The sequence below is a fragment of the Streptomyces sp. 3MP-14 genome (assembly GCF_006334905.2).
GTDB lineage: Bacteria > Actinomycetota > Actinomycetes > Streptomycetales > Streptomycetaceae > Streptomyces > Streptomyces triticirhizae.
The window spans coordinates 373,874-387,391 of sequence record NZ_VDLZ02000006.1; the positions used below are offsets into that span (position 1 = coordinate 373,874).

17 protein-coding genes and 1 pseudogene are annotated in these 13,518 nt (G+C 72.2%); 14 read left to right on the forward strand and 4 right to left on the reverse strand.

Annotated features, from left to right (window positions below; all coding sequences use genetic code 11):
* Positions 1–11: 11 nt before the first annotated feature.
* The 8 genes from infA to truA all read left to right on the forward strand — a co-directional run bounded on the left by infA (position 12) and on the right by truA (position 4,917).
* Positions 12–233 carry a translation initiation factor IF-1 gene (infA, locus tag FH609_RS12560; protein ID WP_003948620.1) on the forward strand — a complete coding sequence of 74 codons (222 nt, stop codon included), beginning with the start codon at positions 12–14 and terminating at the stop codon, positions 231–233.
* Positions 234–279: 46 nt separating this feature from the next.
* On the forward strand, positions 280–393 hold the full coding sequence (rpmJ, locus tag FH609_RS12565; protein ID WP_049567412.1) for a 50S ribosomal protein L36: 114 nt from the start codon (positions 280–282) through the stop codon (positions 391–393).
* Between the two features lie 192 nt (positions 394–585).
* Positions 586–966 carry a 30S ribosomal protein S13 gene (gene rpsM, locus FH609_RS12570; protein WP_139667116.1) on the forward strand — a complete coding sequence of 127 codons (381 nt, stop codon included), beginning with the start codon at positions 586–588 and terminating at the stop codon, positions 964–966.
* Positions 967–1,036: 70 nt separating this feature from the next.
* Positions 1,037–1,441, forward strand: coding sequence for a 30S ribosomal protein S11 (rpsK, locus tag FH609_RS12575; protein WP_016473404.1), 405 nt, complete (start codon positions 1,037–1,039; stop codon positions 1,439–1,441).
* A gap of 41 nt (positions 1,442–1,482) precedes the next feature.
* A complete protein-coding gene (gene rpsD, locus FH609_RS12580) occupies positions 1,483–2,109 on the forward strand; it encodes a 30S ribosomal protein S4 (RefSeq protein ID WP_139667115.1) in 627 nt (208 codons plus the stop codon).
* 184 nt (positions 2,110–2,293) lie between these two features.
* The gene (locus FH609_RS12585; RefSeq protein WP_122182063.1) at positions 2,294–3,316 is read left to right on the forward strand and encodes a DNA-directed RNA polymerase subunit alpha; all 1,023 of its coding nucleotides are present in this window, start codon (positions 2,294–2,296) and stop codon (positions 3,314–3,316) included.
* Positions 3,317–3,434: 118 nt separating this feature from the next.
* Positions 3,435–3,968 carry a 50S ribosomal protein L17 gene (gene rplQ / locus FH609_RS12590; protein ID WP_139667114.1) on the forward strand — a complete coding sequence of 178 codons (534 nt, stop codon included), beginning with the start codon at positions 3,435–3,437 and terminating at the stop codon, positions 3,966–3,968.
* Positions 3,969–4,047: 79 nt separating this feature from the next.
* Positions 4,048–4,917 carry a tRNA pseudouridine(38-40) synthase TruA gene (gene truA / locus FH609_RS12595; RefSeq protein ID WP_139667113.1) on the forward strand — a complete coding sequence of 290 codons (870 nt, stop codon included), beginning with the start codon at positions 4,048–4,050 and terminating at the stop codon, positions 4,915–4,917.
* A gap of 266 nt (positions 4,918–5,183) precedes the next feature.
* On the opposite strand, the gene FH609_RS12600 is transcribed toward truA, so the two are convergent.
* Positions 5,184–6,050, reverse strand: coding sequence for a hypothetical protein (locus tag FH609_RS12600; RefSeq protein WP_139667112.1), 867 nt, complete (start codon positions 6,048–6,050; stop codon positions 5,184–5,186).
* 169 nt (positions 6,051–6,219) lie between these two features.
* Here FH609_RS12600 and FH609_RS12605 point away from each other — a divergent pair.
* From FH609_RS12605 to glmM, 4 genes and pseudogenes are all read left to right on the forward strand, one after another.
* Positions 6,220–6,408, forward strand: a pseudogene (locus FH609_RS12605) (ABC transporter ATP-binding protein); the annotation flags it as partial.
* Positions 6,409–6,646: 238 nt separating this feature from the next.
* Positions 6,647–7,090: a 50S ribosomal protein L13 gene (gene rplM / locus FH609_RS12610; protein ID WP_122182059.1), complete on the forward strand. Its 444-nt coding sequence runs from the start codon at positions 6,647–6,649 to the stop codon at positions 7,088–7,090.
* Positions 7,091–7,133: 43 nt separating this feature from the next.
* A complete protein-coding gene (rpsI, locus tag FH609_RS12615) occupies positions 7,134–7,646 on the forward strand; it encodes a 30S ribosomal protein S9 (protein ID WP_139667111.1) in 513 nt (170 codons plus the stop codon).
* Positions 7,647–7,777: 131 nt separating this feature from the next.
* Positions 7,778–9,145, forward strand: a complete 1,368-nt coding sequence (gene glmM, locus FH609_RS12620; RefSeq protein WP_139667110.1) for a phosphoglucosamine mutase — start codon at positions 7,778–7,780, stop codon at positions 9,143–9,145.
* Positions 9,146–9,209: 64 nt separating this feature from the next.
* On the opposite strand, the gene coaA is transcribed toward glmM, so the two are convergent.
* The gene (gene coaA, locus FH609_RS12625) at positions 9,210–10,295 is read right to left on the reverse strand and encodes a type I pantothenate kinase (RefSeq protein WP_405378909.1); all 1,086 of its coding nucleotides are present in this window, start codon (positions 10,293–10,295) and stop codon (positions 9,210–9,212) included.
* 72 nt (positions 10,296–10,367) lie between these two features.
* Between coaA and FH609_RS12630 the strand changes: the two genes are divergently transcribed.
* Positions 10,368–11,087, forward strand: coding sequence for a glucosamine--fructose-6-phosphate aminotransferase (locus FH609_RS12630; RefSeq protein ID WP_139667108.1), 720 nt, complete (start codon positions 10,368–10,370; stop codon positions 11,085–11,087).
* Positions 11,084–11,452, forward strand: coding sequence for a holo-ACP synthase (locus tag FH609_RS12635; RefSeq protein WP_139667107.1), 369 nt, complete (start codon positions 11,084–11,086; stop codon positions 11,450–11,452). Before FH609_RS12630 ends, FH609_RS12635 begins: the two co-directional genes overlap by 4 nt.
* Before the next feature lie 328 nt (positions 11,453–11,780).
* Here FH609_RS12635 and FH609_RS12640 read toward each other — a convergent pair whose 3' ends face one another.
* Together FH609_RS12640 and FH609_RS12645 are read right to left on the reverse strand one after the other, a co-directional pair.
* Positions 11,781–12,437, reverse strand: a complete 657-nt coding sequence (locus tag FH609_RS12640) for a hypothetical protein (protein WP_139667106.1) — start codon at positions 12,435–12,437, stop codon at positions 11,781–11,783.
* Between the two features lie 178 nt (positions 12,438–12,615).
* Positions 12,616–13,446: an inositol monophosphatase family protein gene (locus tag FH609_RS12645; RefSeq protein ID WP_139667105.1), complete on the reverse strand. Its 831-nt coding sequence runs from the start codon at positions 13,444–13,446 to the stop codon at positions 12,616–12,618.
* Between the last annotated feature and the right edge of the window lie 72 nt (positions 13,447–13,518).

A 13,518-nucleotide genomic window follows, 5' to 3' on the forward strand; every position in this document is an offset into this window, starting at 1 on the left:
AGCGCTCAAGCATGGCCAAAAAACAAGGGGCCATCGAGATCGAGGGCACGGTCGTCGAATCTCTCCCGAACGCGATGTTCAAGGTGGAGCTTCAGAACGGGCACCAGGTCCTCGCGCACATCAGCGGCAAGATGCGGATGCACTACATCCGTATTCTTCCCGACGACCGGGTCGTGGTGGAGCTGTCTCCCTACGACCTGACACGCGGGCGGATCGTCTACCGCTACAAGTAGAACCCAGAAGAAGACAGACAGATCGAGACCCGGAGAGCCTCAGTCCATGAAGGTCAGGCCGAGCGTCAAGAAGATCTGCGACAAGTGCAAGGTGATCCGCCGCCACGGGCGCGTCATGGTCATCTGCGAGAACCTGCGCCACAAGCAGCGCCAGGGCTGACGCACCGCACGACCCCGCAGCTTCGCCGCGACGCGAGCGACGCAACACGTTACAGACGCAGACACCCGACCCCTCGCTCAGCGCGGGGACGACACCCCCGGTCGGAGGCCGGGGACCCGGCTCGTAAGCCCTTCGAGTCTTACGGGAACGGTGCTGCGGCAGACCTCCGAGCTATCCAACAGGAGCCAATACATGGCACGCCTCGCAGGCGTTGACCTCCCGCGCGAGAAGCGCGTCGAGGTCGCCCTCACCTACGTCTTCGGCATCGGGCGCACCCTTGCCAAGGAGACCCTGGCCAACACCGGGGTGAACCCGGACACCCGCGTGCGCGACCTCGGCGAGGAGGACCTCGTCAAGATCCGCGAGTACGTGGACAACAACATCAAGACCGAGGGTGACCTCCGCCGGGAGATCCAGGCCGACATCCGCCGCAAGGTCGAGATCCAGTGCTACGAGGGACTGCGCCACCGCCGTGGCCTCCCCGTGCACGGCCAGCGGACCAGGACCAACGCCCGCACCCGCAAGGGCCCGCGTCGCGCGATCGCCGGCAAGAAGAAGCCGGGCAAGAAGTAGTCCGCCAGGACGCAGACCACCGGTCCGTCACTGGCAGGACCGACCACCTCCACGGGAGTGAGACACCTCTATGCCTCCAAAGGGCCGTACGGCCGGCGCCAAGAAGGTGCGCCGGAAGGAAAAGAAGAACGTCGCCCACGGGCACGCTCACATCAAGAGCACGTTCAACAACACGATCGTCTCGATCACCGACCCCACCGGCAACGTGATCTCCTGGGCCTCGGCCGGGCACGTCGGCTTCAAGGGCTCGCGCAAGTCGACGCCGTTCGCGGCGCAGATGGCCGCCGAGAACGCCGCCCGCCGCGCGCAGGAGCACGGGATGCGCAAGGTGGACGTCTTCGTGAAGGGCCCCGGCTCCGGCCGGGAGACCGCGATCCGTTCGCTCCAGGCCACCGGCCTGGAGGTCGGCTCGATCCAGGACGTCACCCCCACCCCGCACAACGGCTGCCGCCCGCCGAAGCGTCGCCGCGTCTGATCCAGCCGGATCTCCAGTCGAAGTAGGAGAACAACAGAACTATGGCGCGTTACACCGGGGCCGACTGCAAGCGTTGCCGTCGGGAGAAGCAGAAGCTCTTCCTCAAGGGAGCTAAGTGCGAGAGCGCGAAGTGCCCGATCGAGATCCGTCCTTACCCCCCGGGTGAGCACGGACGCGGGCGCACCAAGGACAGTGAGTACCTGCTGCAGAAGCGCGAGAAGCAGAAGTGCGCGCGCATCTACGGCGTCCTGGAGAAGCAGTTCCGGGGGTACTACAACGAGGCCAACCGGCAGTCGGGCAAGACGGGCGAGAACCTCCTCCGCATCCTGGAGACCCGTCTCGACAACGTGGTCTACCGGGCGGGCTTCGCCAAGTCCCGTGACCACGCCCGCCAGTTGGTGCGGCACGGTCACATCCTGCTCAACGGCAGGAAGACGGACATCCCCTCCGCGCGGGTCTCGCCCAACGACATCGTCGAGGTGCGGGAGTCCTCCAGGAACATGACCCCGTTCCAGGTGGCGCAGGCCGAGGCGGGGGACCGGACCGTTCCGGCGTGGCTGGAGGCGGTGCCCTCGCGGCTCCGCATCCTGGTCCACGCGATGCCCGAGCGCCAGGTGATCGACACCCAGGTGCAGGAGCAGCTGATCGTCGAGCTGTACTCGAAGTAGTCCCCGGGGTCCTCGCAGTTCCTCGCAGGAGGACCCGCACGACCGGTCGTCGCCGGGTGGGCCAGCTCACCCGGCGGCTTCCGTACCCTTGGGGGTGACGCCCGCATCGGAGGGCGCCCCCCGCACCGCACACACCGTCTGGCTCGGCATCAAATAGCGGGTGCCGAAGACTGGAGTTCACCTCATGCTGATCGCTCAGCGTCCTTCCCTGACCGAAGAGGTCGTGGACGAGTTCCGTTCCCGGTTCGTCATCGAGCCGCTGGAGCCGGGCTTCGGCTACACCCTCGGCAACTCCCTGCGGCGCACGCTGCTCTCCTCGATCCCTGGTGCCGCCGTCACCAGCATCCGGATCGACGGGGTGCTGCACGAGTTCACCACCGTGCCCGGGGTCAAGGAGGACGTCACCGACCTGATCCTCAACATCAAGCAGCTGGTCGTCTCCTCGGAGCACGACGAGCCCGTGGTGATGTACCTGCGCAAGCAGGGCCCCGGGCTGGTGACCGCCGCCGACATCGCGCCGCCGGCCGGGGTCGAGGTGCACAACCCCGACCTGGTGCTGGCCACCCTGAACAACAAGGGCAAGCTGGAGATGGAGCTGACCGTCGAGCGCGGTCGCGGCTATGTCTCCGCGGTCCAGAACAAGCAGGTCGGCCAGGAGATCGGCCGCATCCCGGTGGACTCCATCTACAGCCCGGTGCTCAAGGTCACCTACAAGGTCGAGGCGACCCGTGTCGAGCAGCGCACCGACTTCGACAAGCTGATCGTCGACGTGGAGACCAAGGAGGCCATGCGGCCCAGGGACGCCATGGCCTCGGCCGGCAAGACCCTGGTCGAGCTGTTCGGCCTGGCCCGCGAGCTGAACGTGGACGCCGAGGGCATCGACATGGGCCCGTCCCCGACGGACGCCGCGCTGGCCGCCGATCTGGCGCTGCCCATCGAGGAGTTGGAGCTGACCGTTCGCTCCTACAACTGCCTCAAGCGCGAGGGCATCCACTCCGTCGGCGAGCTGGTCGCCCGCTCCGAGGCCGACCTGCTGGACATCAGGAACTTCGGCGCCAAGTCGATCGACGAGGTCAAGGCCAAGCTGGCCGGCATGGGCCTGGCCCTCAAGGACAGCCCGCCCGGATTCGACCCGACCACCGCCGCCGACGCGTTCGGCGCGGAGGACGAGGGCGACACCGGCTTCGCCGAGACCGAGCAGTACTGAGCGGACGCCGGGGCGGCCCGTCCGCCCCGGCCCCGCCACCGCACTTCCGGGGCGTCCGCCCCGGGCGACCTGACACCGGTACCTGACACGGCCGGTGCAGAGATGACAGGAGAGAGTCATGCCTACGCCCACCAAGGGCCGCAGGCTGGGCGGCAGCCCCGCCCACGAGCGCCTGATGCTGGCGAACCTCGCCACCTCGCTCTTCGAGCACGGCCGCATCACCACCACCGTGGCCAAGGCCCGCCGGCTGCGGCCGGTGGCCGAGCGGCTGATCACCAAGGCGAAGAAGGGCGACCTGCACAACCGTCGCCAGGTGATGCAGACCATCCGCGACAAGAGCGTGGTGCACACGCTCTTCACGGAGATCGGCCCCCGGTACGAGAACCGCCCCGGCGGCTACACCCGGATCACCAAGATCGGCCCGCGCCGTGGCGACAACGCGCCGATGGCCGTGATCGAGCTGGTCGAGGCGCTGACGGTGCAGCAGAACGCGGTGGGCGAGGCCGAGGGCGCCACCCGGCGCGCGGCCAAGGAGCGGGAGACCGCCGCCGCCGAGCAGCCGGCCGAGGCGTCGGAGGCCGCCGAGGCCGCCGAGGCCGAGGCCAAGGACGAGCAGGCCGAGGAGAAGTCCGAGGAGAAGAAGGACGACTGAGTCCTTCCTTCCGGCTTCTCGGTTCGACCGACGGGCCCGCACCTGCCAGGGTGCGGGCCCGCCGTGATGAGGAGGCGCTGTGGGCGAGGAGCCAGGGCCGGTGCGGGTGCGGCTCGATCTGGCGTATGACGGGCGGGAGTTCTCCGGCTGGGCGCGGCAGCGCGGCAAGCGGACCGTGCAGGGGGAGCTGGAGGACGCGCTGCGGGTGGTGACGCGGGCGGAGCGTCCGTGGGAGCTGACCGTGGCCGGGCGGACCGACGCGGGGGTGCACGCGCGGGGGCAGGTGGCGCACGTAGACCTGCCGGCCGAGGTGTGGGCGGAGCAGCGGGACGCGCTGCTGCGGCGGCTCGCGGGGCGGCTGCCGCAGGACGTGCGGGTGTGGCGGGTGGCCGAGGCGCCGCCGCACTTCGACGCGCGGTTCTCCGCGCTGTGGCGGCGCTACGCGTACCGGGTCAGCGACCACCCGGGCGGGGTCGACCCGCTGCGGCGGGGCCATGTGCTGTGGCACAACTGGCCGTTGGACGTGGACGCGATGAACGAGGCGTCCGAACTGCTGCTGGGCGAACACGACTTCGCGGCGTACTGCCGGCGGCGGGAGGGCGCCACGACGATCCGTCGGCTGTTGACGCTGCGGTGGCGGCGGGAGCCGGACGGGGTGGTCGAGGGAACGGTGCGGGCGGACGCGTTCTGCCACAACATGGTGCGGGCGCTGGTCGGGGCGTTGCTGTTCGTCGGGGACGGGCACCGGCCGGCCGAGTGGCCGGCGCGGGTGCTGGCGGGCGGGGCGCGGGACTCGGCGGTGCATGTGGTGCGGCCGCACGGGTTGACGCTGGAGGAGGTGGCGTATCCGGCGGACGAGGCGCTGGCGGAGCGGAACCGGGAGTCCCGCACGTTGAGAACTTTGGGGAGCGCCCACGGACCTGGGGGGCGCGGGGAACTGCGCGGGTGATGGGTGTGGTCTGTGCTCGACAGCGCGTCTGCTGGGGGCTGTTGGGTGGTCGTCTGCGGATCGTGGTGGGTTGCTCGCGCAGTTCCCCGCGCCCCTTCAGGCCGGTGGGCGCTCCTCGAAGCCGCCAAGGTCCCCGCGCCCCTTCGGGCCGGTGGGCGCTCCCCGAAGCCGCCGAGGTCCCCGCGACCCTTCAGGCCGGTGGGCGCTCCTCGAAGCCGCCGAGGTCCCCGCGACCCTTCAGGCCGGTGGGCGCTCCCCGAGAGTCGTCAGCTTTGGCTGCGGCGGCGTTCTTCCACGATCGCGCTGGCCGAGGCGGACGCCTGCGTCTCGCCGCGCCGGATGATCTGCGAGAACGCGTGGTCGTTGCCGTCCCGCGCGGCCTGCTGCGCGGCCGTGCCGTCGCCGCTGTCGGGGCTGCCGTCGGCGTTGCCCGCGATGGTCAGGTAGACATAGCGGCCCACCTGGTTGCGGGTGGTGCGGCAGCCGCCGCGTTCGCAGAGGGTGCCGGCGTCGCCGCCGGGCAGCGCCTGGAGCGTGCCGCTCAGCTCGTCCGCGCCGTGGACCGCCGCCGCGGCCTCCTCGGAGGGCAGCTGCGCGACGCCCACGGTGACGGCCACCCCGCCGCCGACGTAGGTCGCGCGGAGCAGGCCGGCGCAGCCCTGTTCCTCCAGGAGCGAGGCCAGGCCGCCGGTGGTGAGGGAGGCGCAGTCCTCGCTGCCGTCGCTCGCGGCGAGCGCGTAGGAGCGGTCGTCGACCTCCATCGGGTCCTCGCCGTAGAAGCCGCCCACGTCGAACGGCGCGGTGTCCTTCTCGGCGTCGCTGATGAACTCGCGGGCCGAGGGCACGGGCGGCAGCGTCGTCTCGCCGAACGTCGGCTCGGCGTCGTCGGACTCGGCGGTGCTCTCGGGCAGGGTGGTGGCGGTGCCGGCGGTCGCGCCGCCCTCGTCGTCACCCTGGCTGACGATGGCGAGGGCCACGACCGTGCCGATGACGACGGCGGCGCCCACGCAGGTGCCGATGATCGTCCAGCGCTTCTTGGCCCGCTGCTTGTCGGCGTCGGCCGCCAGTCGGTTCCAGTCCGGACGCGCGTCTCCCCCGGGAACCCACTGGGGTCCCCCCTGCCCTTGGCTCATGGGCCGCAGTTTAGTGCGGCGCGGCGCCGGTCAGTGCGCCGGTTCGTGCCGTTCCGGTCCCCGTGCGAAAACGGATTGGCAACGGTCGGCCCGCTCGGCACACCCCGACGGATGGGGCACATCGAGGCGGCGCACGTCGAGTACCGACGGCCGGACGGGGCTGGACCGGGACCTGGAGAGCGCCGAGGCGCTCCAGGTCGGCCTGGAGGCGTTCGAGGGGACGGTCCTCGCGGTGACGCACGACCGCTGGTTCGCCCGTTCCTTCGACCGGTTCCTGGTCTTCGGCGAGGACGGGCTGGTGCGGGAGACGCCCGAGCCGGTCTGGGACGAGCGCCGCCGGGTGCGCAGGTCCCGGTAGGGGTGCGGGTCCCGGCGGGGAGTGGGCTCGTTTTGACCCCTTCGGGAGGGGCGCGGTATTCTGCCTGGTCGATAATGCGTTTGGCTTGCTCGATCTCACGTGAGGGGCCCAGCGCCGGTCCACCAGGACGGTCGCCAGCGGACGGCACCCCGGTTTGCGTCACCGGATGCCGACGGTTCTGCTGATCGCCGGGTGGCCTTGTCAGGAACCACTCACTGAAAAGCGAAGGCTACGACCCGTGCGTACGTACAGCCCCAAGCCCGGCGACGTCCAGCGTCAGTGGCACGTCATCGACGCCGCCGATGTCGTGCTGGGCCGCCTGGCCTCCCAGGCCGCCACCCTTCTGCGGGGCAAGCACAAGCCCGTGTACGCACCGCACGTTGACACCGGTGACTTCGTCATCATCGTCAACGCCGACAAGGTGCACCTGTCCGGCAACAAGCGGACCCAGAAGCTCGCCTACCGGCACTCCGGCTACCCGGGCGGTCTCCGCTCGGTGCGCTATGGAGACCTTCTGGAGAAGAACCCCGAGCGCGCCGTCGAGAAGGCCGTGCGCGGGATGCTCCCGAAGAACACCCTCGGCCGCCAGATGCTCTCCAAGCTGAAGGTCTATGCCGGCCCCGACCACCCGCACGCGGCCCAGCGCCCCGTGCCGTTCGAGATCACCCAGGTCGCGCAGTAGTCCGGCCACACCCTAAGACGTAGAGAACATCTCAAGGAGAATCGTGGCCGAGACCACCCCCGAGAACCTGGACGCCGAGGTCCCCGAGGTCGAGGAGTACACCACCGAGAGCGCGAGCGAGGACTTCGCCGCCTCCGGCGAGCAGCTGAACGCGCGCTTCGGTGACCCGCTCCCCGGCGCCGGGACCGGCCGTCGGAAGAACGCCATCGCCCGGGTCCGGATCGTTCCGGGCAGCGGCAAGTGGCGGATCAACGGCCGCACCCTGGAGGGGTACTTCCCCAACAAGGTGCACCAGCAGTCCGTGAACGAGCCGTTCAAGGTGCTGGAGCTGGACGAGCGCTATGACGTCGTCGCGCGCATCGCCGGCGGCGGCATCTCCGGCCAGGCCGGCGCGCTGCGCCTCGGCGTGGCCCGCGCGCTGAACGAGGCGGACGTGGAGAACAACCGCGGCCCGCTGAAGAAGGCCGGCTTCCTGACCCGTGACGCCCGTGCGGTGGAGCGGAAGAAGGCCGGTCTGAAGAAGGCTCGTAAGGGCACGCAGTACAGCAAGCGGTAATCGCCGGCAGGATTTTGCTCACGCCCCGGCAGCACTTCCGTGCTGCCGGGGCGTCCCCTTTTATAGGGTCAACGGGGAATCGACAGGGAATATCGGTCACGGGCCGCGTGGGTGAACTCGGAGGAAAGACAGTGGGACGACTCTTCGGTACGGACGGGGTACGCGGTGTCGCCAATGCGGATCTGACGGCGGAGCTGGCGCTCGGCCTGTCCGTCGCGGCGGCGCGGGTGCTGACCGGGACGGAGAGTCGGGACAGTACGTGCGGTCGCCGACCCACCGCCGTGGTGGGGCGCGACCCGAGGGCCTCGGGCGAGTTCCTGGAGGCGGCGGTGGTCGCCGGGCTGGCCAGCGCGGGCGTGGACGTGCTGCGGGTCGGCGTGCTGCCGACCCCGGCGGTGGCGTATCTGACGGGCTCGCTGGGCGCCAGCTTCGGCGTGATGCTCTCCGCCAGCCACAACCCGATGCCGGACAACGGGATCAAGTTCTTCGCGCGCGGCGGCCACAAGCTGGCCGACGAGCTGGAGGACCGGATCGAGGCGGTCTACCGCGAGCACGCCGCCGGCGAGCCCTGGGACCGCCCGGTGGGCGCCGGCGTCGGCCGGGTCACCGAGCACAACGAGGGCTTCGACGCCTATGTGGCGCACCTGGTCGGGGTGTTGCCCAACCGGATCGACGGCCTGCGGATCGTGGTGGACACCGCGCACGGCGCGGCCTCGCGGGTCGCGCCCGAGGCGTTCGCCCGGGCCGGCGCCGATGTGATCAGCATCGGCGACGACCCGGACGGGCTCAACATCAACGACGGCTGCGGCTCGACCCACCTGGACGCGCTGCGCGACGCGGTGCTCGCCCACGAGGCGGACCTGGGCATCGCGGTGGACGGCGACGCCGACCGTTGCCTGGCCGCCGACCGGACCGGCGCCGAGGTGGACGGGGACCAGATCCTGGCCGTGCTGGGCGTCGCGATGAAGGAGGCCGGCACGCTCCGCGAGGACACGGTGGTCTCCACCGTGATGTCCAACCTGGGCTTCACGCTCGCCATGGAGCGCGAGGGCCTGCGGGTGCGGCAGACCGCCGTCGGCGACCGCTATGTGCTGGAGGAGATGCGGAACGGCGGCTTCTCGCTGGGCGGCGAGCAGTCGGGGCATGTGATCGTCCTCGACCACGCGACCACCGGGGACGGCACCCTCACCGGGCTGCTGCTGGCCGCCCGGGTGGCGGCGACCCGCCGCCCGCTGGCCGAGCTGGCCGAGGTCATGGTGCGGCTGCCGCAGGTGCTGATCAACGTGCGGGACGTGGACCGGGCCCGGGTCGCCGACAGCAGGGAGCTGGCCGAGGCGGTCGCCGAGGCCGAGCGGCAGCTCGGCGACACCGGCCGGGTGCTGCTGCGGCCGTCGGGCACCGAGCCGCTGGTGCGGGTGATGGTGGAGGCGGCGGACGCGGCGCAGGCGCGGGCCGTGGCCAGCGGGCTGGCCGACGTGGTCAAGTCAGCGCTGGGCTGAGGCCGTTCGAGGACTCCGGCGGCGCGCCCCGGCCGACACCGGGGCGCGCCTATCCTTCTCAGGGTCAGAGCTTGCGCAGCCGCAGCCCGGCGACCGCGTGGTCGGAGCCCTTGCGCAGCACCAGCGAGGCCCGGCCCCTGGTCGGGGCGATATTGTCCACGAGATTCGGCTCGTTCACCTCGCGCCAGGTCTTCCTGGCGAAGTCCAACGCCTCTTTCTCGGAAATCTCCGCATACCTTCGGAAAAAGGAGCGCGGGTCCTGGAATGCGGTGGCCCGCAGCGCCAGGAACCGTTCCAGATACCAGCTCTCGATGTCGGCGACGCGGGCGTCCACATAGACCGAGAAATCGAAGTAGTCCGCGACCCCGATCCGTCCGGGCGGCGCGGGTTGGAGCACGTTCAGCCCTTCCAGAACGAGGATGTCCGGGCGCACCACGGTCTCCCGTTCGCCGGGCACGATGTCGTACACCAGATGCGAGTAGACCGGCGCGCTCACCTCCGCCCGGCCCGACTTCACCTCCGCCACGAACCGGGTCAGCGCCCGCCGGTCGTAGGACTCGGGGAAGCCCTTGCGGCGCATCAGGCCGCGCCGCTCCAGCTCGGCGTTGGGCAGCAGGAACCCGTCGGTCGGCACCAGCGCCACCCGGTAGCCCTCAGGGCCCTGTGCGAGCAGCGCGCGCAGCAGCCGCGCCACCGTCGACTTGCCGACCGCCACGCTGCCCGCGATGCCCACGACGAACGGGGTCGCCGGCTGCGGCCCGCCCAGGAAGCCCCCGACCCGGGCGCGCAGCTGGCGGGCGGCGTCGATGTGCAGCCGCAGCAGGTCGCAGAGCGGCAGGTAGACGTCCCGTACCTCGGCCACGTCGATCACGTCGCCGAGGCCGCGCAGCCGTTCCACCTGCTCGGCGGTCAGCGGCGAGGCGGCCCGGTCCCTGGGGCGGCCCCAGTCGGCGCGGGAGAGGTCCACATAGGGGGTGGGGCGCGTGGCGCGCTGCGGACGCGCGGGGCGCGCGGCGCGCGGGTGGGCGCGGCCGGAACGCGCCGGCCGCGCCGGGGGCGCGGGCCGGCTGGGGTCTTCGGGCCGGCTCGGGGCCTCGGGTCGGTTCGACGGCTCGGGAGGGTTCGGCTGCTCGGAGGGTGAGGTTGCCACGCGCCTCATTGTTCCGTCCGGTTGTTCCGGCCGGCTTGGCACCCCGTGCGGCGACCCCGATACGCTGCCCGCATGTGCGGGATCGTGGGGTACACGGGTGTCCAGTCCGCCCTCGACATGGTGCTGGCCCAACTCGGCCGGGTGCGCCGGCCCGAGCACGACGCCTGCGGCGTCGCGGTGCTGGCTGACGGCGGCCTGGCCTGCTCCCCGCCGGCCGCGTCCCTGACCGCCCTGACCGAGGGCCTGCGCACCCGCCCGCTGCCCACCGGCGGCTGCGGCATCGGGCTCAGCCGGGACTCACGGGACGACCCCGAGCACGCCGGCCCCCAGCTGGACGAGGCCGGTCGGGTGGCCGTCGCGCTGGTCGGGGAGCCGACCAACGGGCCCGCGCTGGCCGAGGAGTTGACCGAACGCGGCCACCCGCTGCGCACCGGCACCGTGGGCGAGGCGGTGGCCCGGCTGCTGGCCGAGGCGTTCTCCTCCGCTTACGAGCCGGCCGAGGCCGCGCGCCAGCTGTGCCGCGCGCTCGACGGCGACTTCGCGCTGCTCGCGCTGCACGCGGACGCCCCGGACACCGTGGTCGCCGCCCGGCGCGGCCTGCCGCTGACGGTGGGGCTGGGCGCCGGCGAGGCGCTGCTCGCCTCGGACGCGGCGGCGCTGGAGGCGCAGCGCCCGCAGGAGGTCGTCTCGCTGGACGCGACGCCCGGCGAACAGGTGGTGCTGCTGCGCCGCGAATGGGACGAGGTGCGGTGCGAGATCACCGACGCCGAGGGGGGCGTGCTGCGCGCATGATCGTGGGCGTGGGCATCGACGTGGCGGAGATCGACCGGTTCGCGCGGTCCCTGGAACGCACCCCTGAGCTGGCGCGGCGGCTCTTCGTCGAGGCGGAGCTGCTGCTGCCGAGCGGGGAACGGCGCGGCGTCGCGTCGCTGGCCGCGCGGTTCGCGGCGAAGGAGGCTTTGGCGAAGGCGCTGGGCGCGCCAGGCGGCCTGCGCTGGACGGACGCGGAGGTGATCCAGACCGAGTCCGGCCAGCCGCGCCTGGCGGTGCGCGGCACGGTCGCCGCCCGCGCGGCGGTGCTGGGGGTGACGTGCTGGCACGTCTCCCTGAGCCATGACGCGGGGGTGGCGTCGGCGGTGGTCATCGCGGAGGCCTGACCGGCCGGAGGCGGGGGCCCGACCGGTCGGAGGCGGGGGCCTCCCGGCCCCTGAGGGCCGGGTCGGCCGGCGGGGTGGAGTCCGCATGGTGAACGTGGCTGCCGGGCCGGGGAGTTGAGCCGCCGCGTCCGGGCCTTTACGGCGTGAAGGGGGCGGCGCGGTCGGGGGAGTCGGGCCGCCGCGTGGTGGGTCCGCACGGCGTGCGGGGGCGGCGACCGTCGGGCTCGGCTCGTGCGGAGCGGAGCTCGGCGTGGCGATGGTGGGCGCATTCTTCGGAGGTGACCGGGCGGGGGAGCCGGGGGCCTCGCGGTCACCTCCGGGATCGTGGCTACGGGATCGTGGCGATCCAGGTGGGGGCGTCCAGACTCATGTCGTCGGTGTAGCGCCACACCTCGATCACGAGGTCGCGGCCGTTCGCTTCGGTGTCGATGCTGTACGGGTCCCGGTACTCCGTGCTCTCGCCCGGGGCGAGACGGCCCTCCAGGTACTCCTGGTCGGTGAGGTAGACCGATTCGACGGTGCCGCCGTTGGTGGCCCCCTCGACGACGATTCCGAACTCGCCGAGGTCGACGGGCTGTTGCCCGTCGTTGACGATGGTCATGTTCACCTGGAACGGCGTGTGCCCTTCGGTCACGGTGTCGAACTCGCCCAGGCTGTCGAGCGGGATCTCGGTGACGCCGTCGATGGTCAGGGATGTGCCGTCCTCCCAGGCGAAGGCGTCGCCCACGGCCAGGTCGGACGGTGCGGCGGCCGCGTCGTCCGGGGCGGCGCCGGTGTCCTCGGCGCAGCTGTCGTCGCGCCAGGCGCCGTCCTCCCAGATCCACCGTGCGCCGTCGTCCCCGTTCGCCCGGTCCAGGTCCTCGATCCCGGTGGTGCCGTGGACGCGGGCGGTCGTGCCGTCGAACTCCAGGATGTCGAGGGTCTCGAAGGTGATCTCACCGTAGAGAGCGTCGATGAGCCCGATCGCCTCGGCCGCCTCCTCCACGGTGACGAGTTCCCGGCAGGCGGCGGACCGTGCCGCGTACAGGGCGTCGGCGTCGCCCGTGTTGATGGCGGCGAGGCTGTCCTCGACGGCCTGGCGGAGGGCGTCCTCCGTTCCCCTGGTCTCCTCCTGTCCGTGACGGTGGCCGTCGGGGTCGCGTCGCCCGGGCCTGCGGCGGCCCTCAGGCCAGCAGCGAGAGCAGCTCCGCGTGGGTGTCCGCGTCGGCCGCCGCCACCAGGCCCCGGCCGGGGCCGTCCGCGCCGTCGATGTCCGCGCCGTCGAGGTCGGTGACCACGCAGCCGGCGGCCCGGCACAGCGCGATGCCCGCCGCGAAGTGCACGCTGTCGGCGAGGTCGCCGCCGTCGGTGACATACGCCGCGCGCCGGCCGGCGGCGACCCAGGCCAGGGCCAGGGTGGAGGACACGACGCGTGGGCGGAACCGTTCGACGAACCCGGGGTGCGCCAGCAACTCCACCGCCCGGAAGCCGGGCGCGTTCGGGAACGGCGGATCGAGGTTGACGTCCACCAGCCGGGTGACCGAGGTGGGCGCCAGGGGCTCGTCGCCCCGGTCGAGTGGCCCGGCGGCCCGGGCCCAGGCGGTCCTTCCGTCGGTGCGGAAGACCTCCCCGCTGAACGGGTCGGCCACCGCCGCCGGGCCGCCGCGCAGCGCCACGTTGACGGCGACGACCCTGGTGCCGGCGGCGTAGTTCAACGTGCCGCACAGCGGGTCCACCAGCCACCGGCGTTCGGCGCTGGCGCCGCCGCTCCGCCCGCTCTCCTCGCCGTGCACCGCGTCGTCGGGCCGCGCGGCGCGGATGACGTCGAGGATGGCGCGTTCGGCCTCGATGTCGGTGGCGGTGGCGAAGTCGCCGCCGCCCTTGTCGACGCGGGCGAGCCGCTGCCCGTACAGCCGGCGCACCACCAGCGCGCCGGCCCGCGCCGCGGCGACCGCCACCTCGACATCGGTCGCACGGTCCTCGTCACCGCCGGAGCCCGCCCTGGTGCTGTGCATGGACCGCAGCCTAGCCAGCCGTCGGCGCCGCGCCGGCCCCGGCCATGGCGCGGCCGAAGGGGCGGGTGGGTG

What these genes read in the sequence shown, in the direction of transcription:
- FH609_RS12635 (WP_139667107.1), top strand. Translation starts at nt 11,084, where the DNA reads ATGATCGTGGGCGTGGGCATCGACGTGGCGGAGATCGACCGGTTCGCG.
- rpsM (WP_139667116.1), top strand. Translation starts at nt 586, where the DNA reads ATGGCACGCCTCGCAGGCGTTGACCTCCCGCGCGAGAAGCGCGTCGAG.
- rpsD (WP_139667115.1), top strand. Translation starts at nt 1,483, where the DNA reads ATGGCGCGTTACACCGGGGCCGACTGCAAGCGTTGCCGTCGGGAGAAG.
- FH609_RS12600 (WP_139667112.1), bottom strand. Translation starts at nt 6,050, where the DNA reads ATGAGCCAAGGGCAGGGGGGACCCCAGTGGGTTCCCGGGGGAGACGCG.
- rpsK (WP_016473404.1), top strand. Translation starts at nt 1,037, where the DNA reads ATGCCTCCAAAGGGCCGTACGGCCGGCGCCAAGAAGGTGCGCCGGAAG.
- infA (WP_003948620.1), top strand. Translation starts at nt 12, where the DNA reads ATGGCCAAAAAACAAGGGGCCATCGAGATCGAGGGCACGGTCGTCGAA.
- rplQ (WP_139667114.1), top strand. Translation starts at nt 3,435, where the DNA reads ATGCCTACGCCCACCAAGGGCCGCAGGCTGGGCGGCAGCCCCGCCCAC.
- rpmJ (WP_049567412.1), top strand. Translation starts at nt 280, where the DNA reads ATGAAGGTCAGGCCGAGCGTCAAGAAGATCTGCGACAAGTGCAAGGTG.
- FH609_RS12585 (WP_122182063.1), top strand. Translation starts at nt 2,294, where the DNA reads ATGCTGATCGCTCAGCGTCCTTCCCTGACCGAAGAGGTCGTGGACGAG.
- FH609_RS12645 (WP_139667105.1), bottom strand. Translation starts at nt 13,446, where the DNA reads ATGCACAGCACCAGGGCGGGCTCCGGCGGTGACGAGGACCGTGCGACC.
- FH609_RS12630 (WP_139667108.1), top strand. Translation starts at nt 10,368, where the DNA reads ATGTGCGGGATCGTGGGGTACACGGGTGTCCAGTCCGCCCTCGACATG.